At 43.0% G+C, this 21946-nt stretch carries 13 protein-coding genes; 5 read left to right on the plus strand and 8 right to left on the minus strand.

Going from position 1 to position 21946, the window contains the following annotated elements:
* Positions 1-47 precede the first annotated feature (47 nt).
* Together P1X15_RS21570 and P1X15_RS21575 are read right to left on the minus strand one after the other, a co-directional pair.
* Positions 48-668, minus strand: coding sequence for a TetR/AcrR family transcriptional regulator (locus P1X15_RS21570; RefSeq protein ID WP_277340211.1), 621 nt, complete (start codon positions 666-668; stop codon positions 48-50).
* A gap of 20 nt (positions 669-688) precedes the next feature.
* The gene (locus P1X15_RS21575; RefSeq protein WP_277340212.1) at positions 689-1048 is read right to left on the minus strand and encodes a hypothetical protein; all 360 of its coding nucleotides are present in this window, start codon (positions 1046-1048) and stop codon (positions 689-691) included.
* A 167-nt stretch (positions 1049-1215) separates the two neighbouring features.
* Here P1X15_RS21575 and P1X15_RS21580 point away from each other — a divergent pair, with 167 nt between their 5' ends.
* The 3 genes from P1X15_RS21580 (at position 1216) to P1X15_RS21590 (ending at position 3921) form a co-directional block, all read left to right on the plus strand.
* Positions 1216-1989: an endonuclease/exonuclease/phosphatase family protein gene (locus P1X15_RS21580; RefSeq protein ID WP_277340213.1), complete on the plus strand. Its 774-nt coding sequence runs from the start codon at positions 1216-1218 to the stop codon at positions 1987-1989.
* On the plus strand, positions 1986-2849 hold the full coding sequence (locus tag P1X15_RS21585) for an AraC family transcriptional regulator (protein ID WP_277340214.1): 864 nt from the start codon (positions 1986-1988) through the stop codon (positions 2847-2849). Before P1X15_RS21580 ends, P1X15_RS21585 begins: the two co-directional genes overlap by 4 nt.
* A gap of 166 nt (positions 2850-3015) precedes the next feature.
* The gene (locus tag P1X15_RS21590; protein ID WP_277340215.1) at positions 3016-3921 is read left to right on the plus strand and encodes a dihydrodipicolinate synthase family protein; all 906 of its coding nucleotides are present in this window, start codon (positions 3016-3018) and stop codon (positions 3919-3921) included.
* 73 nt (positions 3922-3994) lie between these two features.
* Here P1X15_RS21590 and P1X15_RS21595 read toward each other — a convergent pair whose 3' ends face one another.
* From P1X15_RS21595 to P1X15_RS21620, 6 genes are all read right to left on the minus strand, one after another.
* A complete protein-coding gene (locus P1X15_RS21595) occupies positions 3995-5605 on the minus strand; it encodes an RNA-binding domain-containing protein (protein WP_277340216.1) in 1611 nt (536 codons plus the stop codon).
* A gap of 23 nt (positions 5606-5628) precedes the next feature.
* Complete coding sequence (locus tag P1X15_RS21600) at positions 5629-6003, minus strand: hypothetical protein (protein WP_277340217.1); 375 nt, start codon at positions 6001-6003, stop codon at positions 5629-5631.
* Positions 6000-11015, minus strand: coding sequence for an Eco57I restriction-modification methylase domain-containing protein (locus P1X15_RS21605; RefSeq protein ID WP_277340218.1), 5016 nt, complete (start codon positions 11013-11015; stop codon positions 6000-6002). Before P1X15_RS21605 ends, P1X15_RS21600 begins: the two co-directional genes overlap by 4 nt.
* Positions 11016-11084: 69 nt before the next feature.
* A complete protein-coding gene (locus P1X15_RS21610; protein WP_277340219.1) occupies positions 11085-13919 on the minus strand; it encodes a helicase-related protein in 2835 nt (944 codons plus the stop codon).
* Complete coding sequence (locus tag P1X15_RS21615) at positions 13916-19033, minus strand: DEAD/DEAH box helicase (RefSeq protein WP_277340220.1); 5118 nt, start codon at positions 19031-19033, stop codon at positions 13916-13918. The genes P1X15_RS21610 and P1X15_RS21615 overlap by 4 nt, the downstream gene beginning before the upstream one ends.
* 172 nt (positions 19034-19205) lie before the next feature.
* The gene (locus tag P1X15_RS21620; RefSeq protein ID WP_277340221.1) at positions 19206-20228 is read right to left on the minus strand and encodes a YafY family protein; all 1023 of its coding nucleotides are present in this window, start codon (positions 20226-20228) and stop codon (positions 19206-19208) included.
* Positions 20229-20305: 77 nt separating this feature from the next.
* On the opposite strand from P1X15_RS21620, the gene P1X15_RS21625 reads away from it, so the two are divergent.
* Together P1X15_RS21625 and P1X15_RS21630 are read left to right on the plus strand one after the other, a co-directional pair.
* Positions 20306-20710 carry a hypothetical protein gene (locus P1X15_RS21625; RefSeq protein WP_277340222.1) on the plus strand — a complete coding sequence of 135 codons (405 nt, stop codon included), beginning with the start codon at positions 20306-20308 and terminating at the stop codon, positions 20708-20710.
* 91 nt (positions 20711-20801) lie between these two features.
* Entirely contained in the window at positions 20802-21902 is a 1101-nt protein-coding gene (locus P1X15_RS21630; protein WP_277340223.1) for a slipin family protein, read from the plus strand.
* Positions 21903-21946: the final 44 nt, after the last annotated feature.

Genomic DNA, 21946 nt, shown 5'->3' on the forward strand with positions numbered 1-21946 from the left:
AGTGGATGTACTACTGCAAAGACATGACATTGGTCAGGATTTGAAGATTAATTTTGAGAGAGGACTGGAGAGATGAGTTCGAAGGTATCTAAGCCTTTTTGGGTAAAATACGGTTTTAAATGGTTCCACACGGCCGTCCGATAGCGTCCTTCCGTGACGGGTTTGCGGCGCATGGTTTGTTGAGGAATCCAAAAAACCAGTGTCATCCAAATCGACTCTGAAATGAGGTAGTACGTTCCTTGCGACGATTCGGGAAGGAGCTCACCTCGACTGATGTGGAAGTCGATACGGTTTTTGATTTGTAAAATCATTTTGTTCATAAACATCTCCCATTCGGCCTGAATGTCGGGCAGGGGATGTTCGGCAGAAAACAAATCGGTAATGTAAAAGCGGTAGGTTTTGAAAAATTCAAAATAACCAGCCATCTGCCCATCGAAATCGGCAAAAGAAGGTGTGAGAAGGTACGTACTGAGAAGTTGCCGAAATTCATCAAATAGTTTTTCGTAAACAGAAGAGACAATGGCCTCTTTGTTGCGAAAATGGTAGGCCAAATTACCGACGCTAATACCCGTTTCGTCGGCTATTTGTTGAAGCCTGACACTTGCCACCCCGTGCTCATTAAAGAGTTTTATGGAAGCCAGTACGATTTTTTCTTTGGTATTGTGCATGATAACCCGTGCGATGATGCTCAGTTCTGTGGTACAAATATATCATTTATACTGATTGCCTGCGTACCGCGCTGGTCTTTTGCCGCCAATCGGCGCATCAAAGACGCAAACAACGATGCCTTACGCGGACAAGAATACGAAGTGATTTGTCGGCGAATAAACCGCATCGGATTGTTGGTATGGGCAAAGACCAAATTCACTTGCCACTCGCCTTTGTGTCGGGTAAGTTCCTCGATGACGGCCGTGTCGGCGAGCCATTCGTCTTTGTGAAAAAACGTAAAATCAGGCAGCGAACCGCGCTTATCGGTCACGTGCAGGTCGTTGAGCCTGCCCAATAAATGGGAGTACGTAACTTCGTCGATGCGAAAATGGGATTTCATCTGTGGCGCGTTGGTGAGTCAAAGATACAAAACTAGGCTCTATTTTTATTGTTTTGGAAGTGTATTTAGAGAAACTTATGAGGCACGTTTGGTATAAATTTAGGGTATAAAATAGGAGGGGGCTATATTTGTAGCTTTAATCATTCTCTAAACCTGACGTAGTTATTATGAAGAAAACGCTGTATCTTGTGTTATTGCTTTTGGGTACTTTGCACGTATATGCCCAAAAAAGTAAACCCATTACTTTGAAAGTCATGACTTACAATATTCATCATGGCGAAAATGAGCAAGGAAAATCAAATCTTAATCGAGTGGTGGAGCTTATCAAAAAACATAAACCGGATTTGGTAGCTTTACAAGAAATCGATAGCGTAGTGACACGTTCGGGAAAAGTCAATCAAATGAACGTATTATCTCTTTTAACAGGTTATAAGGCGGCATTTTCGGATGCAATTGAGTTACAAGGAGGCAAATATGGATTAGGAATATTGTCTAAATATCCGATAGAAAGTGTACAAAAACTGAAGCTACCCAACCCCGAAGACGCCGAACCCCGTATTTTGATGTGCGCCCTTGTTCCACTCTCTGATTCTAAATACGTACGTTTTTGTAATACGCACTTAGATCACCGTTCGGCTTTGGGGCGGGGCTTGCAGGCGGCGGTGATTAATGAAAACCTCCAAAATAGTATTTATCCGGTGATTGTGGGGGGAGATTTCAATGCGACATCCGATGACCATACTTTGGAGGCAATGACAAAATACTGGAATGATGCAGGTAAAAATACTGAAGGTGGCACGCTTCCTGACGCCAATAAACGTATCGACTATTTTTGGACTCACCAAAGCAGCGCTTTTAAGATGGTAGACTATCGGGTATTGTACGAACCCCAAACCTCAGACCATTACCCTGTGATTGTGACTTATAAACTAGGAAAATGAAACCTCTCCTTTTTAAAGTACCGACAGTAGATGATCGTTCGTTTCGAGTTCAAATCGACACCGGTGCTCATTTTTTTCAACGTCTCCATTTTCACCCCGAAATTCAGTTGACACTTATCAAAGAAGGTGCGGGGACGTTGGTAGTAGGCGATCGCATTGACCGTTTTCAACCTTATGATTTGCTGTTGTTAGGAGCTAATGTGCCGCATGTGTTGCTCAACGACCCTGCGTATTTTGAGGTAGAATCTTCCCAAAAAGTGATTGCTTATTCTTTCTTTTTTAAAGAAGAAATATTGGGAGATATATTTATAAAATGTCCTGAACTTGCCCACGTGGCCGAACTGCTTCGGGAAGCGGCTCATGGGTTAAGACTTAAATGTACTGCGCCTAACGGCCTCACGGAGCGGTTTGAAAAGGTGGAAACTCAACGCCCTTTTGAGCAATTGATGACACTCTTGACTAGCTTGGACGGGCTGATATTGTCGCAGGATTGTGAACGACTTTCAGGAACGGCCTACAAACAGCCGAGTAAGCCTGTTGACCATCGGCGTCTAGAAAATGTCTTCAATTTTATTTTGACAAACTACGCCAATGAAATTACCTTAGAAAATATCGCTAGTGTTGCCAATCTTACACCTCACGCTTTTTGTCGTTTTTTGCGGACTCATACCCGCAAAACTTTCTCTCAGTTGCTAAATGAAGTTAGGGTAGAACATGCCTGTCGATTGCTGCGCGATTCGACCCACAGTATCAGTCAGATTGCTTTTGCTTGTGGATATTCTAATCTCTCAAATTTTAATCGCCAATTTAAGCAAGTGACAGGCATGGCACCCAGGGATTATCTGAAAAAAACAGGCTAATTGGCTGAATATTTAACCCGTTTTGGTGGGTTTATGTCTCATTTGTAATAAAATAATATTAGAATTTGCTAAGTGTTGGAGAGTGTGAGAATCGCTGATAGTCTAATTTTGTGGAGTCCTTTAGCAGATACAAAAACTCTCAGCTTACCAAAAATATTCTTCTCTTATGAAACCAGATTGGATTGGCGTTTATCCCGCCGTGACAACCAAGTTTTTCGAAGACGAAACACTTGACCTCAAAACATTTAATTATAACATCGACGAACAAATCAAGGCTGGCGTGCATGGTATTATCATTTGTGGGTCGTTGGGTGAAAATAGTACCCTGACTTATGATGAAAAACTTACACTCTTGACTTCGGCTCGTGAAGTGATTGCCGACCGGGTACCACTTATCATTGGCGTGGCCGAAAACATCACTCGGGTGGCCGTTAACTTTGTAAAACAAGCGGCAGAAGCGGGAGCCGACGGTTTTATGTTGTTGCCCCCAATGCGCTACCCTTCAGATGAGCGCGAAACCTTGCATTATATGCACACCGTGGCTGATGCGACTGATTTACCAGTGATGATTTATAATAATCCCATTGCTTATAAGACCTTGGTGACTATTCCGATGTTCAAGGATTTGGCCCAGAATGCTCACTTCGAATCTATGAAAGAATCGACAGGCGACATTCGGTATATGACCGACATCATCAATGAAATCGGGCATCGTTTCAAAATCCTTTCGGGTGTAGATGATATGGCGCTTGAAAGCCTCATCATGGGAGCTGACGGTTGGATTGCGGGTTTGGTAGATGCCTTCCCACGCGAAACAGTTGTGATTTATGAATTGGCAAAACAAGGACGTATCGAAGAAGCGCGGGAGATTTATCGGTGGTTTTATCCTTTGTTGCACTTAGATGTATCTACGAAGTTTGTCCAAAACATCAAACTAGCCGAAGTAGCTACTGGTTTGGGAACAGAGTATGTACGTCAGCCACGTTTGCCATTGATAGGAGAGGAGCGTGAGCGCGTGCTTAAAGTAATCAACGATTCGTTGGCAACGCGCCCTGTATTACCCCAAATCTAAGAACACAATTATAGTTTTAATGAAGACAGTAGGCATAAGGTATGACTTTATGTTTACTGTCTTTTTCTTGAATTTATACTATAATTGTTAAGACATTTTTTCCCAAAGGAGTGATTAAATACCGTTGTAAAGGGCTGTTGGGGCGGTCTTTAATGGTAGGTTGGATAAGCCCTAATTCTAACATCGGTATAAGGTATTGGTTGGTGTTGAAGGTTTGTGTGGTCATTCCGACGTGGTTAAATATCTCCTTTTTCTTCTTGGGCCCTTCCTCCGACAAAAATTGCAGCATTTGAATCATGGTATCATTCAGCTTTTCAAGATTTTGTCGTGCTTTTTCTATTTGTTTAGGAGTTAGTTTTTGTTCTTCTTCAAACATATGCCGTATAACCTCGTGAAGTACTGAAAATTTACCATCAGCTTGGTTAGTTACTTGGTTAGTTAGTTCTTCTCGTTTGAACAGTGTAGTCAGAAAGTAAGTACTTTGGGCATCCGTTTCAAATAGTGGTTTTTCTGAGCCGTTTGCCTCCATTGAACGATAAATAACGGGAAAGCCTGTCCCTCGACCTTCGGTCAGGCGAAGTTCTTTGAGAAAATCTCCAATGCGTCGATTGCGGTAATCTCGGGCGACGATGCGCTGATTTTGCTTTAGTATTTGGGCATCTACTGGTGGCACAGGCCCAGGATAACTCAGGATTTCTATTCTATCAGGCCAAAGTTGCACCTCTATAGGTTTGGAGAGTTCATAACTTTTATGATATACTGCATTTGCCAGTGCTTCTTCCAACGCCGCGAACGGATAATTGTAAAAACGCTCGGCTTCTGCCTGTTTCGATACTTTGATTATTTGCTCTTGAATGACGTTGGCTTTAAAATAATCTAATATCGCCCTGAGCTGATGATGAAGCGGACCTTTGAAATATTTTTCGGTAAAACTTCTGCCCGAGTCGTCGGTATGGATTACTAATTCTATCCAACTCCTTTCTAAGTATTTTTCAGGCTCCCGGCAGAAAAATAGCACCCCAACATTCAGCGGTTGAATGGCCTCGTCAGGGCCTTTGGCAATGAGCATCCTACGGCACAAATCAGCAAAAGAAATCCGCTTACTTTCTTCATAAAGATCGCTTTTCACCTCCTGTAAGAATGCTTGTATCAAACCTAAATCTAAGGCATTCAGGTGTGCTTTTCCATTGATTCGGTCGTCAAAGGGCGTACGGGCCGTGAGTTCCTGCAATCGTCGCAGATTGTCATCTTTGGCAATAATACTGCGCGAACCAAAGCGGATATAGGGGTAGCGTTGCGCCTGTTTTCCCTGAGTGGTGGGTGCCGTATAAGGGCGGTTATCACCCGCAGGGCACCAAATCACCAGAATGTGTTTACCAGAGATAACATAGGGCTGTATAAGGGGAAAATAATTGGGTAAAATCTGATAGGCCAATTGCAATACTTCGCCCTGAATCGAATCTAAATCAGCCGGATTGATACCAAAAGGAGGTAGCACGGCCTTTCCTTTATCTTCTTCAACGCCTACAATCACATATCCGCCCCCCCAATTATTCAAATCATTGGCAAAGGCGCAAAGGGTATGAATAATTTCTTCGGGATTCCAACCGCGTTTGAACTCAATCCGTTCCCATTCGACGGTTTGGCCATTGATGAGGTCTTCTATATTGATTGGAAGTGCCATTTTTTGTTAAAAGATTACAAAAACTATTTTACTTGTTTCGGTAACTTCCCATTCAGCGAATATGTGTAAATAAACGGGGTAGAAGTTTGGGAAATAAGTTGAAGTATTTTTGGCCAATGTTGCAGTGTTACGAGTGCCAATTTAAAGGGTGTACATGGAGTGTTAGGGGCTAATTTTAGAGCAAACACTTTAAAGCCGGCCTGAAATTGCTTTTCGGTAGAAATATCAAGTCCGCGAATCCCCTTATCAACAACGAACACAGCTGTATTAGCAGGGTCAGTTACATCAAAATGAATAGTTCGCCCAATCTCAATCTCTTGTGGGTCTTGCATATCGTGCAAGACTCTTAGTGCTTCGGCCAAACTTTTGGGGAAATTGACGTGAAACAAAACTTTCATTGCTGTATATATTTCTCATAATAGCTTCGGGTAGCCTCTATTTCAATCTCATTTAAGTCATACTCTTTAACAAGCGATTGAACGGAAACCCCGCCTTTAAGATAACTATCTATCTCGCTCGCATAGATACCTTTATCTTTTATAACCGCATGGCCACCGCTGAGTTTTGGATCTATGACAATAGGTACATGAATACCTAACGGGAACATTCTTTGAGCAACTCCAGCATCATCAAACTCAATATTTTTGAAAAATTGTTTGATAAATTCCAAATTATACTGCCCTGTACCATCAAGAGTTACATCACCGTTTTTAGTTTTAAAAATGAGTGACTTGCCTGCTATTTTTAAATCATCTCGGACATTGTTGGTTGCAAAAGGATATTGCTTTTTGGTGATTTGCGAGAGTTGAGTGCGTGCTTTCAAAATTTTGGCCATCGAAAATCCATTTTCGCGCAGTGTCCCAATTACTACGATTTCAATCACCCCATAAAAACTTACTTTAAGTTGTTCAATATCAGCTCGTTCAGCCCCTGTAAGCCCCTCATAGTTAGCTTGATACAACTCTCTAAACCAACGACGGATTTTCCCTTCGCTGAGGCGCGTGATTTCGGCCACGTTGCGAATACGATAAATACCGTCGAAAGGAGATTGTTCTACCATTGGTTTAGGTAATTGCTTTTCAGTGGGTAAAAGTACATCTTTTTTGTTTTCTAAGCGTTCCCATGCTTCCAATATTAAGCGCTGCGTGCGGTATTCGCCATAGCGACGAATGTCTTTGTCCTTCAAAACGCGAAAGGTTTCGCCAGGGAAGTCTTCCCCCATGACGGATTGCGGGTCTAAGACATAGCGTAACTCTTGTTCAGTAAGACCGTACAAACGGGCATAGTAAGCATCCAACTCGGCGCGTAGTTGGGCGCGACGCTCTTCGTGCCAGATAAAAGGAGCCGTATCTTCCTCGGCAAATGCTTCAATGCGCCCCGTGACCCTGCCGTTTGCCTCCCACTGTTCAGTGATGCTTGCTCGTAGTTCATCATCGGCTTCCAGCCATATTTCTTCAAAAAAGGCTCGTAAATCGGTAGCAGTATAGCTGAGTTCAAGTACTCGCGGTACAATAAAATTCAGGTCTTGGGTTTGATAAGTTTCAGGAGCAAGTACCGCTAATTGTTTGAATAAAAAGAAATTCAATGTTGTTCCGCCAATTTTTTGCCTCGATAAATAATCAAATACCATTGAAGTAAAATTGGCAACAAAGGCACATTTCAAAAGAGACAATTGATCATTAATGTACAATATCGGGAATTTATTACTAACACCAGATAAAGGTAAAATATGAGAAATTATTGTTCTCTCATTGGTACTGTTTGTAATGTCTCTAAACCCAATTAACCATTGGGGGCTACGTGCTTTCAGCAAATCAAAGACGATTTCATAGGGCAATTGGTCATACAGTGCTTCTTCAATATCAGCCATTTCCAGCGGATGAAGGGAGAAACCAGTATAATTTTTGAGCTGCTTGCGCAGGTCGGTAATGGTAGTTCGGGAGGTATAGGCGAGTGCTTTTTTTAGGTAGGGTTCTGCTTCCTGTAATGGATATTGGGCTGCTAACCACAGGTATAGACTGGCACATAAATCATTCGTTTCTTGGGTTTTATAGGCTCTTTTTATAGGTGTTGGCACTTGCGAAGTTACTAAATATACCTCTACTTCTTCAACCCAATACCAAGGAATAGCCACAAAATCGGGGTTGGCGTATTGCTCGGGCGTTGGGTTATTGATTTCATTACGTGCATTTACGCCTTCAAACGTGCCGAAACGATGATCATAGTGCCAAATCATCTTCGATTCATAAAGCGGAAAGAATACTTTATCCTCTTTTATCAAGCGGTTGCCCGTTAATTCAAAACCTTGATTAGTCAATTCTTCCAAGGTTCGGAACAAATGAGAATCGTTTGACATGTGGAACATGGCCGAAAATCGTATTCCCCAAGGGTTTTCTTCGGGGCTGTTGTCCGTCGCTTCTTTGATGAGAATGGGGGCTTTTCGGTAAATCTTGGCGGTCAGCTCGGCATCTTGGCGGGTACGAAATATCGGGCAGGTATGGGTGTTGGGGTTTAATCGTAAAAAATCATCACTGGTTAAGGAGAATACGCGTCGTGGATCTTCGAGGTGGGTGGTCCGAGTAGCAAAAAAAGCAAACTGCATGGCTTGATTAGCAACTTGAGGTTTACCAGAAAGAGTTAAAAGACAAAATTTTTGCCTGCTATCTACATCAGCAAATAACTTTTCTCGGTTTTCAAAATCGAACAAACTTACCAAACGATTTTCGGTAATGAGATGGCCGAAATAGGCTTTGTTGTTATCATCGGTGGCAATGCCCGTAGGTACAATGACGGCTGCGCGTCCATTGGGAGCGAGCAAGCGCAGGCATAGTTCGGCAAAAATGGGATAGGTATTGATGTCGCCTACGGCAGTCAGCGGAAAACGCCCGCAACCTCGGATAAACTTAGAGTAAGCTTCGGCTGTATGCAGGGCTTTCTGAAACTCACCGTATAAATCAGGGTGCGTAATGGGCAGATTTTTGATGATTTTCTCGCGGGCTGCTTTGTTGGGCGCATTGGCAATATCGGCGTGGCGCGTGGCAAAATATTCTTGTTCCTGAAGTTTGATGCGCTCCCAAGGTGGATTCCCCATGATGATGTCAAAGCCAACCCCTGCCCCTCCCCCTGTAGGGGTGGGGGTATCGGCAAAGATGTCAGGAAATTCGAGTGGATAGTGAAAAAAGCAGTTTTCTTCCGTAGCAGCAAGGGCTTTACCGACGAGTTGCCCGTGAGAGGCAGCAGGATTAAAAAAGTGATTGCCTAATTTTTCAGAGGTAGGTGCAGCAGGGTCATTTTCTAAGGTGAAATTATAGTAAAATGCAGAAGTATATATATTTGCAGCAACGTAATCTCTGAACCAATCCGGTTTTTGGCGGAGGGCAAGGTATTTTTGACGAATCTTGTTAATTTCTTCCACGTTATTTTGCTCCACTTGATCTATTTCTCGATATTCCTTAGCAAAATCAAGCTGCTCTAAGTGTTCGTTTGGCGCGGGCTGAAAGAGTGCGAATTGTCGTTTTTCTCGAAACTGCTTATTAACTTTTTTATAGTTTAATGCAACCTCGCGTACATCGCCTGTAAGGGGATTGAAGGCATCATCAGGAATTCCCTTGTCAAGGGTTTTTAGGTCCACAATTCCTACTAAGCTGTTGCCACATTTTATTTTGTGTTCTAAAAAACTAAGTGGCTTTCCACTGTTGTGACCTTCTATCCAAAGCGCCAGTCGGCAAAGTTCGACCGCATCGGGATTAAGGTCAATACCATAGATACACCGTTGAATTACGTCACGCAGGGCTTTACGATAAGCTTTTGGGGCTGGATTGTCTTCATTGGTGCGAACTCTCGCCACATACCAAGCCAAAGTACGGGCCGCCGCCAGCAGGATATGACCTGAGCCCGCAGCGGTATCGCATATTTTGAGGGAAAGCAGTGCCTCCTCTCGTTCTCTAATAGGTGAAGCTATTTCTAATCGCTGTTCAATGACGGGGAGGAGAGCCGATTTGATGAGTTCGTTGACCAATTCGGGACGGGTATAATAGGAGCCCGTTGTTTTACGGTCGGTGCCGGCATGAAACACAAAGGGGTGAGCAATTTCATGTAAGCGTATAACGGGCTGCAAATCAAGCAGGCCTTCATAGACCGAGCCAAGTTCTTCTACGTCTAAGGAAGCGTAATTTATTTTGACCTTTTGACCACTGTCTTTGTCATAAAACTCATGCAACGAACCAATACAATCGAGAAGTAATTTGTTGGATATGAGGCTATGGTTTAGTATTCCAAGCGCTGATTCGTTAAACAAGTCCCCGTCTAAGGGAGCCAATCCCATAGGCAAACCGGCTCCGTCGGCTTCCAACAGTCGGAAAGTAGCCAATAACCCTTGCCATAAGTCCGTGTAACGCTCTTCGTAGAGGTAGGGATTTTCAGAGAGTTTTCGCAGACGGCTCACACTATAAAAACTGTAGTAAAGTTGGCGGTTTTTGGCCAGCTTGGAGCGTTCGGCTTCGGCTACTTCGTCGGGTTGGGGATAAATAATGTCGCGCTCTTCGGTCACCATCAAAAACAACATTCGGTACACCAACCGACGCAGTTGACGATAGTAATCTTGGGGGCTAAGATGCTGATTCTCCAGTTGCTGGCGTAGTGCGTCATTGGAAGGGTGCAGGATAAAACCGTTCCCAAGAGCCATCAATGAGCTTTCAACGGCATTACGAAGATTTTCACGAACCCGGTTGCCTTCTTCGAGACTCAATTGATGGTACCGTTCGAGCAGGCAATGCGATGCCTCGGCTTGGGAGCGAGGCATTCGGGTGGCGTGTAACAGCCTGAAAAGCAAAGCAAACTCGGGATAACGATCTTCGTCCAGCATCTGCCGTAGGTCAAACTCCACGTAGTTGAGATTGACAATGCGCCCCGAATCGCGCAGCAAACGGAGTTGATAGCCATTGGTTACGATTCCATACAGGTGCTCGGTGAGGTTGAGATACTCTTGCATGAGGCCGTGCGGGGAAAGTCGCGGACCCGAATCACTCCGTTTTTTGTCCAGCTCATCCGTAAAACCCATGATATGGACAGGCAGTCCGTCCAAGTGGCCAGCACGGTGACTGATGGCGTAGCTTCTTTCGTGCAGCATTTCCGCTTTAGCAGGTTCGAGGTCATACCCCAATAGCCGCAGTAACGGTACAATCCAGTCTTTACGCGTTTCGGCGGTGCCCGATTGATGGGCAGGTAAGCGTTCTATTTTTCGGTTAAAAATTGTCCAATAATCTTTAGCCATTGACCACGCAAAGGCAATTTCGTCCCTTACTTTTTGCTGGGGTGTAAGGCCAAAGTCGGTAGGTTGCTGACCTTCAAACTGATTTTGTTCGAGTTTGGAGACGAGTTCGGCAGAGAGGATATTTCCGTGTAAGTGCATGAGTATTTTTGTTTCCTCCCCCTTGCTCTTCTCCATTTTGGAGAAGAGCAAGGGGGAGGAATAAGTGTGTTATAGTTCGGGTAATAGGATATAAACTCCTATGACGTCCATGGGTAGGACTGGCTCAACAGGTCGAAATTTATTGCCCAAGCCGACGGCTCGTCGGAAGCGTTCGTGGGCTTCTACCAAAGCATTGGCTCTGGTGATGGCAATGGGGTCGGTGATTTGGTTGTACAGTGTTGGTTTGTTTATCCATTCCAATTCTTCATTGAGCCAGTACATTTGTTCACCCAACTCCACGTTTTCAGCGGCTTTTGTTTCCATAAGAAGGCGATTTGCGATAGGTTCTTCTAAAAACAATTGCTCAGAAACATCCCCTTCATAACCCCATACAAGGAGTTCTTCGGCAACGAGTTCCTGCTTTTCGGTCACTTCCGAAATTACATTTCTTACCCTAAACTGGACCAGTGTCGTTTTATTCGTGACTGCTCCTGTTCTAACCACGGAGGCGCGTGCCACGCCCGTTTGGTAGCGTTTTTCGAGCGCATCGGTGAGTAAATATTGACAGAGTTGCTCCACAAACAGGTGATTACGGCCTAAATAATGATAGCCTTGCGGAGTAGGTGAGATAAAAGATATGGATACTTTTTCCTGATCAGAAAGCAATCCCCGCAAACGAGCAGGTATATTTTGCGTAAAAATCAGAAAACCTTCAGGTTGTACTTTGACCTGTACTCCCAAGAAACGTAATGTTTCTATTACGAAATTTTGAACGGCTTCCACGTTTCCAATAGCCTGATCTACTTCTTTCAAATCATCCTCAATTTCCTGCGCTTTGATGGCATTTTGGGCAAAAATACTGCGAGAGGCTTTCTCCAGTTTCGTTGCTTTTTGGTAAGCATCCGACACCTTGAGAAGATTCTGCTGATACGTGTCATCACTTCCAAAATCCAGTGCCATTTGAGTACCATGATGCCTGGTATCATTGAGAAGAACTTTATTCAAAACTGCATCCATGATGGAACGGCTATCTTCGGGAAACGGTACGCTGATACCCGTTGCCTTGCGAATTTCTTTGGCTTTACGGAGTAATACTTCCAATACAATGCTGTCGATGGGGTTGTCGCTTCCGTAGAGCAGCATTACAAAGACCTCTTTGGTCAATTGCCCGAAACGGTCAATTCGTCCTTCCCGTTGCTCCAGCCGATTAGGATTCCAAGGCAAGTCATAGTGGAGAATGGCACTGAAATACGCTTGTAAATTAACCCCTTCGCTAAGACAGTCCGTTGCGATGAGCACACGTAAAGGGGCTTTGCCTATTTCATCAATTCGTTCGCGGCGTTGCTCATCGGCCAATTCACTCGTGATTACTTCCACCTCAATGTGAGGGAATTGCCGTTTAAGTTCCGCAGTTAGTACTTTACCCAAGTAATTGGCAGTGGCAATATAGCGACAGAAAACAATGGGATTGATTCCCTTTTTGAGCCAGTTGGACAGTTGTTCAAGGGTAGTTTGGGCCTTCGTATCCTTGCTTAGACTCATCAGGTTAGCACATTCATTTGCTAATGATTTAAAGGATGTTACCAAGCCCTCTACAGAACGCTGCGAGTATTCAGTCACCTGCACGGGCGCAACATCGCCGGCATAAAAGTCGGCATCCAATACAGGGTTTTCGTCGGTAAATACTTCAGTAAAGTCATTGTCGTCCCCCAATTTTCGAGAAAACATTTCGTAACCTACCGCAGGGCTGGACATCACACCTCGTAACAATGCCAAGGCTGCAAAGTAATTACCTTTGATTTGAATATCGCTACTACCCATTTGGGTGATTTTTCGGGCTACTTTCAGTACTTTCTCAAAAAAAACTGCATAAGGCTTCGAAAGAGCATAAGCCAATTCGGCAGATATTCGGTCGGGGAAAGGGGTGTCTTCCCCCAGCCATTTTTCAACGTCAATACGTCGCCTTTGTACAAAATGGCGGGCAATTTCTTTACGTTTGGTTTCATCGGCTTCGGCGACGTGGGTATTTTTGAAAGAAGATTTTAACAGCCCCAATAACGATTGAAACTCTTCCTGCTTTCCGCTGTGGGGGGTAGCGGTAAGCAAAAGCAAGTGTTGTTTTTGCTTTTGTGAAATTTCGTGTAACAAATGGAATCGTTGTTGCTGACTTGGGGCCGTTGCTCCTGCTGGCATTGCGCAGGTATGGACTTCATCCACGATGATAAACTCGGGAATATGGTCTAAAAAAATCCGTTTGTGGCTTTCGGCTTTGACATATTCTATGGAAATGACCTGAAACGGAAACTTTCGATATAAAATTTCGTCGTTACGGAGTTGGCGTTCCAACTTGGCAATGGTTCCTGAACGAATGATGATAGCTTCAATTCCGAACTTATTTTTAAGCTCTTCCTGCCACTGTTCGCACAGGTGCGGCAAGCACAAAATGGCGAAGCGTTTGATTTCGCCTCGATCCAGTAGCTCCCGGGCAATCAATAATGCTTCAATAGTTTTGCCTACCCCCACGTCGTCAGCAATGAGTAAGCGTACGGTATCTTGTCGCAGTGCCATAATCAGCGGTACCATCTGATAGGAACGGGGACGAAAAGAAAGTCGTCCTAAACTGCGAAACGGTCCCGATGCCGAGCGAAACGAAAGGCGATTGGCATTGTAGAGCAGTTTGGCGGATTCAAAGTTTCCTAAATCCTCGTTGGAAGGTTTAGGAAAATCAGTAGGTTCGACTTTTTCAAGCAGTTTGGCTTGTAGTGGTAAAAAGATACCCGTTATTTCTTCCTCATTACCACCAAGCGGCTTGAGCAGCAAAACGTCTTCTGAATCATGCGGTTGCACGACCCAATCGCGTTGTCGAAAACGTACTAAATTACCTGGTTTGAACGTGAGTTTCATCGTATCTTTTTGAAAATATCAGGGCGTTTGGCCACAAATTGGGGAAGCGGTTCGCTGTAATACCAGACTAAAATCTGATAGCCTGCTTTTTTGAGGGCTGCTCGTTTTTGAGTATCGTCTTCATTTACCTGCGGACTGTCATGTACGCTGCCATCGCAAAAAATACAGATATTGGGTTTATATAAAAAATCAGGACGTACGTACATGTTAGGAATGGAGGGTTGAGCTACATCAGGGAGACGTAAGTTATTGGTATATAAAAATTTCAAAAATACCTGTTCGGTCGAAGAGTTTGGGTCGCGGGCAGCTTCGAGTGTATTGTATTGGGCATCATAGTTGTCGTAAGTGCGTGACGTTTGGAGTTCAATGGTACAGTTCATTAATCGCTCCAAAGCATCTTTTATTTCCCAACGGTCTATTTCCTTGTGGTCCCGCTGGTTATAATAAGATAGTAAGTCGTCGTAAGTGGCAGCGGGTGAATTTTGAGCCTCCATTAAGACGCCCTCTTTCATAAAACAGATATTGAATGCTTCTTTAACAATTTCCTGAAACATTTCTACTCGCTCTACTAACTGCGACAATACCCCTAAGCTGCCCTGCGCCGATTCATACAGTAAAATATTGGGCTGTTCGGTTTCACCCATCAACATTACGCCAATTTCGTTTGATTCTACTTGAAATACGTTTTCAATGGCTCGTTTCAAGGCGTATTGAAGAGAAATTACTCCTTTTTTATTAAGTGCAAGAGCTTGGACAGGTTGAATATAAATAGCATTGGCGGTGTCAGAAGTAAAGATTTTTACGTCCTTATATTCATCGTTATTTGCCGGATTGGTTTCTTCATCGTCCCCTCTCCAATAGCCTGACTTTAATTCTAAGCGAAAGCCCTCTTCCTGTTTAATGCGCCATTTATAATTGACATGAACGATGCGGGCCGTAGGCATTGAATGGATTCTAAGTAAAACGGTATCATTGTACTTTACATGAGCGTCCACCGTTTTTTCAAAACCGTCTTCCACATAAAAATACGTTTTGATGTCAAACCCGCGAGAGGTGCGTTCTTCTTCTTCACAATTAATTCGCTGAATTTCTCGAGCACGGGTTTCAGCCATTTCAATGATCGGAACGACAATTTTTCGCTCCGCGTCATTTCCCAGAGGCTTTTTTACAATGGGGTCAGTATCCCAACTCAATTGATTATCCATCATAAAATACCCAGTCAATCGGCTTACTTTGGCCGTTTTGAGTTTATTTTCAGCATCAGGAATGATGATTTGATTAATACGGTACTTGGAACCATCGTGGTAAATGATGTTTTGAGGGCCAAATTCCCGTAAAGCTAAGAAACGAGGGCGTGATACGTATTCCCCTCCTTTGTCGCTGTTTTCCATAAAGGAGCGAATTGGCAAGCGGGTAAAGTTATAGCCGGGTAAAAAGCCTTCTGAGGCAAAATACCGATAGGGATAAAATTCGGAGAGTTGACGAATACCTCCCTGATTTTCGTTGAGCAACAGATCGCGTTGCTGTTTACCCTGACGGATGTCAGTTTCAGCACTCTTACGTTCTCGGCTTTCACGCCCGTAAATTGGGTTCTCAATAATTGCATTTCCCCGCACAATTTGGTCCTGCGCCGACTTATAGAGCGTTCGCCAGCGGTTAAGACATTTATCAAGGTCATTAGTAAAACTGTCGACTTTGGTTTTCACCCATTCCTTCTGAAACCATTTGTAGTTATGGTCATTCAGGCGTTGCTGAATGACTGGATCTTCAATAAGCTTATAAAAAGTCGTAATAATTCGTTTTTTTTCCCCTTCTGAGAGAGCAAAAGCGATTTTTATATCTTCTTTGAGAGGAACGCCCGCCGGAATGGCATCAATCTCCAGAAAATCTCGGATGGTTCTTTCAAAAGCATGAGACGATTTGACCATGATGTAGCAAGCGTGCAGGTGGTTTTCCCAAAGCTCTTCATTAATTAGGTCAATGCGCGGCGCCTGAACATTGCCAGCCACCATATCGGCAGCATGATCGAAGTAATGGCGGTCGTGGGGGGAATGATTGGAACAATAAGTAAAAACCATCGCGGCTTGTCCTCCCCGACCAGCGCGCCCGCTTCGTTGGGCATAATTGGCAGGGGTAGGCGGCACATTACGCATGTGTACGACGCTGAGTTCAGAAATATCAATACCGAGTTCCATGGTGGGTGAGCAAAACAATAGGCTAATTTTGCCATCACGGAAAAGTTGCTCACGTTCTTTACGAGTCTCGGAACTAATTTGGCCAGTATGTTCTTTTCCCTCAATGGTAGTTTCAGCTAACCTTCGGGCGTAGAATTGTTGAAAATATAAATTGGGCTTTAAGCTTCTGGATTTATAACTTCGGCTCTTGATTTCGTCAAGAATTACTGTTTGACTATCTCCCAATTCCCAGGAAATCATATCCACCCGAATTTGATAGATTAATATTTCCTGATGACTATCTGATTTAACCTTTGTTGGCTTCAACCAACCTGCATCGTGCATAAAGTTCAGTAGTAAATAAACCGTTTCCTGATAGATACTCTCCTCGTGCAGGTCTTCTCCGAATGATTGGGCTAAGGGAATCAGCCATTTCGCAAAACCACTTCGTCGTCCTATACTATGGGTGTATTTGTTATTGTTAGGGGCTAAATTTTCGACCCGAATAAAGGATGGACTTTCAATTTTTTCGTTTTTATCTAAAGTCCAAGGGGCTTTCAGTTTTTCAGCAAAAATGCGAGTATTCTGGTCAATAACATTTTCCTGTAGGAGCGAATATTCGAGAGCGTATTGTTTACGAAAAAAATCAAGAATCTGATGAACGAACGTAATACGATTAGAAATAGGCATTTTGAAAAGTAGAGGAACTCGTTGACAGAGTTCGTCGCTGACCATTGTTTCTTTTAATTGTTTGTAAGTTACTTTTAGCAGCGCACACTGCTCTAAGTTGGGCATAATGACTCGCCAACTTCGGCGCAAATCGTGTAAAATACGATACATCAAATAATCCCGAAAGGCATCGGAATTGTCTTTAGCAGGCCCAGGGAATGCACTGGGATATTGGGCATATTGCTCTTGTGGTATTTTCAGGCTACTAAATACTTCAAATGCAATCGTTGAATAATCTAAACTTCGATTCTTGGTAAGTGCGTGAAAAATAGAGGATCTTAACTGCCCAACTCGAATAAAATCATTGAAATGCCCTGCCTGAAGCGATGCATCTTGCCGGTTGTCGGTAAAGCTCAATAATTTACTTTCCTTGACAGTTAATCCAGTGGATTTTAATTGATTCAATACTGCCAGAGAAAGAACGGTAGTAGCGGTACTTCTCCCTTCACCACCCAAACCAATTAATTTGGTTTGCTCGGAGCTGCGGGTGTCGAAAAATGTACCCGAAGTAGGGTCAAAAAGCAAAGGAAACGATATAAACCATCCTTCAAACGAAAGAGGTTCGACGAAAGAATAACTGCCATTGGCATCAAAATAAATCTTTTTGGGAAGTCGGTCACGGTATTCTTTAATGGGTTTGAGTCCTTCTTTTTTTGTTTCTCTAAACCAAGCTTTAGGTAGAGAATCTTTATCACGTTCATAGTCCCAAATCATCTCCTCTTCGGGATAGTCTAAAAAGATGTACCCGTTGAGCTTGCCTGATTCATCGTCAGCGGTATCCCAAAAGGTACGAGGCTCAACGCTGCCAGCCTCCAAAGTTACACAGATGAACTCATGACCAGAATTGCGGCTAAATGCCACTGGATACAATTTCTTGGAGTTATCCTGTATTGAGTACCGTGCCGTATCCAGTGAGATTTCCCGGGTAGCTATTGATTCTAATGTTACGTAAACGGAACCCGTTTGAGCCACAAATTGATGGATTCTGTATGGTAAATAATTTTGTTTTTTTTGAGGATTTGCATTTAGTGTATTTGCCCAAGTAAGTATGAGAAGCAGAGCATTTGTACATATCTGTTCATCCAGATAGACATAAGCCGCCAATTCTTTAGCTATTTGGGTAAGTGTTTGTGGTTTCTTCCTCACCAAAACATCATCTTTTTCTTCCAAAGCAATTTGTTTTTCGAGCCAGATTGCCAAAGGGTTATTTCTGAATAATTTGGCATCACCATCTACATTAATGGGTTCAAGAACAACTTGTCTTACTTTAATTTCTGAGTATTCCTGATTGGATAGGCTTCTGCGAAGTTTCTCAATAACCACTTGGTTTGGATTGAACTCTTTTCCAAAAATGATGGTAGCTACTTCGGCAACTTTCTGTTTTTGTTGAATCAGAGTGGTATCTTTCGCGGAAATCATGGTGGCAGAAGTACCAATGGGTATCAAATCATTGGTGGCCAAAGCTTTGATACGGCGAATCAGGAATGCTACATCAGCGCCTTGCCGACCTCGGTAGGTATGTAATTCGTCAAAAACAATGAATTTAAGTTTTTCTTTGATTGCTTCTCGGAAGCTGCTCTCCCCACTTCGAGTCATAATGAGTTCAAGCATCATGTAGTTAGTCAAAAGGATATGCGGTGGGTTGTTCTTAAGTTCTTCACGCTCTTCCTCTTTTTCCTGTCCAGTATATTGTCCAAAGCGAATAGGAAATGATTGGCCTGACTTCTCATAGTTCTCCTGGTACTTTTCAATTTCTTTGTATTGGGAATTAATTAGTGCGTTCATCGGATAAACTATAATCGCGCGTATCCCTTCTGTAATTTTACTTTGCAGGATGTCATTGAAGATAGTAGCTATGTAAGTCAACGATTTGCCTGACCCTGTACCCGAGGTGACGATAAACCCTTCGCCTTTAGTGCCGATTTCAATCGCATCAATTTGATGTTGATACAATTCCCATGTGCGCCCCGAATCACTTGAAAAAATTCTTTTCATGTAAGGGTGAAACACAGATTTTTGGATCAGCATCTCCACTGTTGTTCCCTTTTCAAAAGAAGGATTGAACTGAATAAGTGGCTCTGGCCAGAGTTTACCGCTGTTTAGGCCGGTATTGACTTTTGATTCAATGTGCGGGTCTTTAATTGAAATAAAACTATTGATGTATGAGCTGTATTCATCAATAATTTTTCGGTGTGTGTCAAAGACATTCATGGTTTAGGCAAAGAAATTGTATTGCAATGAAAGGTGTCAAATATATACACTATTCTATAAAACTACCTACTTAAAATTTTGCAAAGTAGTGTTCCTCTTTGAGGCCATGAAATCTCTTTACTTGCTTTTTCTGGACAATCTTCAAGAAAATAAATTTCTAAAGGGAGAGTTGTTAAAACATTAGTTCTTCATACTTCTTTGCCCCTTCAACCAAACGTTTATGGATTTGCTTACGGAGGGCATCGGGGGCGAGTACTTTCACAATTTCTCCAAACCCTAAGATTTCCTTTTCTAATTCAAAATTCAGCTGCACAAAAAGCTCAATGATAATTCCCTCTTGATGACGCTCTAAGGTCACTTGTGAGCTATGAAGGGGTTTGGTTTCGAGATAAGGCGCATGAGCGGCGGCGACCCAGAGCCGCACCTTTCGGGGTCTTTGGTTGGGCGCCACTGTCACCCCAATCACATCGCGGTAGTATTCTTCTGGATTGAGGTGCTCGTTGGGGCGATAGGCTGATTCGTTGCTAGGGGTTATATCAATCATGCGGTCGATGGCTAGATTTAAAATATCCTTTTGGTTGTTTTTGACTCCTACCGCAAACCAACGATTCTTAAATTCTTTGAGCCACCATACATGAAAAATAAACTTCTGTGGTGCTCTGGCCTTAAAAGATTGATAAGTAAGTGATATAGGTTTTTGTTGGATTATGACTTGATACAATGTATCCAAAAATACCAGCCCTTTCAGGTTTTCATTTTTTTCAAAATCAATAACCGTACGCTGATGATGCTTGGCAGCATATACATGGTCTTCTAATTTTTGAATTACATCCGTAAGTTGTTGAAAATGAGAAAAACCTTTGAATTGGCGTAATACCTCTACGGCCTCATTCATACGTAGCAGGTCTTGGTCAGTTAGAGGGATTTGGGTAATGCTGTAATTTGGGTCTTCGTAAGTATAGTACTTTTTGTCTACTACAATAATCGGCGCAAAGTAGCCTAATTTGTCACTCCGCATCATTTGCAGGTCGGCTTGGATAGTGCGGCGACTGATGCCTTTATCCATACCTTCATATTCATACATGGTTTCGGAGACTTTGTCTATAAGGTCTTCGAGTGTCCATTTGCGGTGGCGATTGCGCAAACAGGCGTCTATCGTTTTGTATCGAATAAGGGCGTTGCGGTTGACAGGCATGTGATTGTGATGTTTTTCTCAAAATTTCTGAAAATAATTTCAACTACGCAAAAAGACTGCGCAGACGCCGCTCACCTTTGCATCGTCAAACAAGGGATGACGATGGTTTTATAGAGCCACGTAGTACCGACGAAGTATCGCACGGTATACTGTCACAACCATCTCTATTTGATTTTTCTGTGGGTCGTGGGTTCGAATCCCGCCTTGGCGAAAGCCATGTAACTCAGTTGGGTAGAGTAACAGTCTCGGTAGAAGAAGGCCACTTCGTTAAAAATAGGTCACCTGATTCCATCAAGGCAAAAAATACTTCGGTGGGGGTGTTGAAATTCAATACCAACCTACGATTCACACAAAGCCTGAAAGCGAGCAGATACCGCACTCGTAGGTTGTATCTCTTTTTGAAGGGGCATTTTTGGTGGCTCAAACAGCGAGTGAGCTGTTTGAAAAGCCAAAAACAAACTTCAAACACAGTTGCAAAATAAGAATGCTTAAGCCAGCTTCCGCCTTGGGCGAATGAGGTATTTTTTGTCATAGGAATAAAACAAGAACAGCAATTATTAAACATACAAAACCATGAAATTTGTCAACATCAACGCGTATCAAGTAGGGCTGGTATTTCGTAACGAAACCTATCTGAAGGCCCTCACAGAAGGGGTTCATTTCGTTGGCCCTTTCCAAACTGTAAAAGTGTATGACATTACCAAACCTTTTACAGCCCCTTACTCGCTCGATATATTGTTGGCAGACAAGGTTTTGGCTGATTTGTTGGAGGTGATTGATGTGAAAGACCACGAAATTGTACTTCAGTATGAAAACCAAGTACTCAAAACCGTTTTGAAACCTGGTCGTCATGCTTTTTGGAAAAACATGGTCAACTATCGCTATGTCAGAGCTGACTTGAGCAAAGTAGAGATTACGGAAGATATTGATTTGGTGTCACTTACTTCTAAGGAAGTATTGGTGTATATGCGTTCTTATACGGTTGAATCTTACGAAAAAGGGCTACTTTTTGTGAATGGTAAATACCAAAAAGTGCTTGAGGCAGGTACTTACTATTGGTGGAGAAACAATCTATCGGTACATATTTCTAAAGTGGACATTCGTCAGCTGCAATTAGAAATTGCGGGGCAAGAAATCTTGACCAAAGACAAGGCTACTTTGCGAATTAACTTTTACGTTCAGTACAAAGTGACGGATATAATGAAAGCGTTACTCGAAAATAAAGACATCGATAAACAATTGTATATTTTGATGCAGTTGGGGTTACGAGAGTACATTGGTACGCTTACTTTGGATGAGTTGCTGGAAAAAAAAGAAGGCATTTCAAAATTTATCTTGGACGCCATTGCCGAAAAAGCAGGGCAGTTAGGGGTAGCATTGGTGAACTGTGGTATCAGGGATGTGATTTTGCCTGGCGATATGAAAGAAATCATGAACCGCGTGCTTATCGCTGAAAAAACAGCGCAGGCCAACATCATCATGCGCCGCGAAGAAACGGCTTCGATGCGTAGCCTTCTCAACACCGCCAAACTCATGGAGGAAAACGAAATGCTATTCCGCCTCAAAGAAATGGAATACGTGGAAAAAATTGCCGATAAAATCAATACCATTTCTATTTCGGGAGGTGGGCAAGTACTCGACCAATTGAAGCAAATTTTCGGTACGGCTAAATAAAGGTTAGTATTTTATTTTTGTAGGTTCGCGTCATAAGCGCGAAC

The organism is Runella sp. MFBS21 (assembly GCF_029433105.1).
Taxonomy (GTDB): domain Bacteria; phylum Bacteroidota; class Bacteroidia; order Cytophagales; family Spirosomataceae; genus Runella.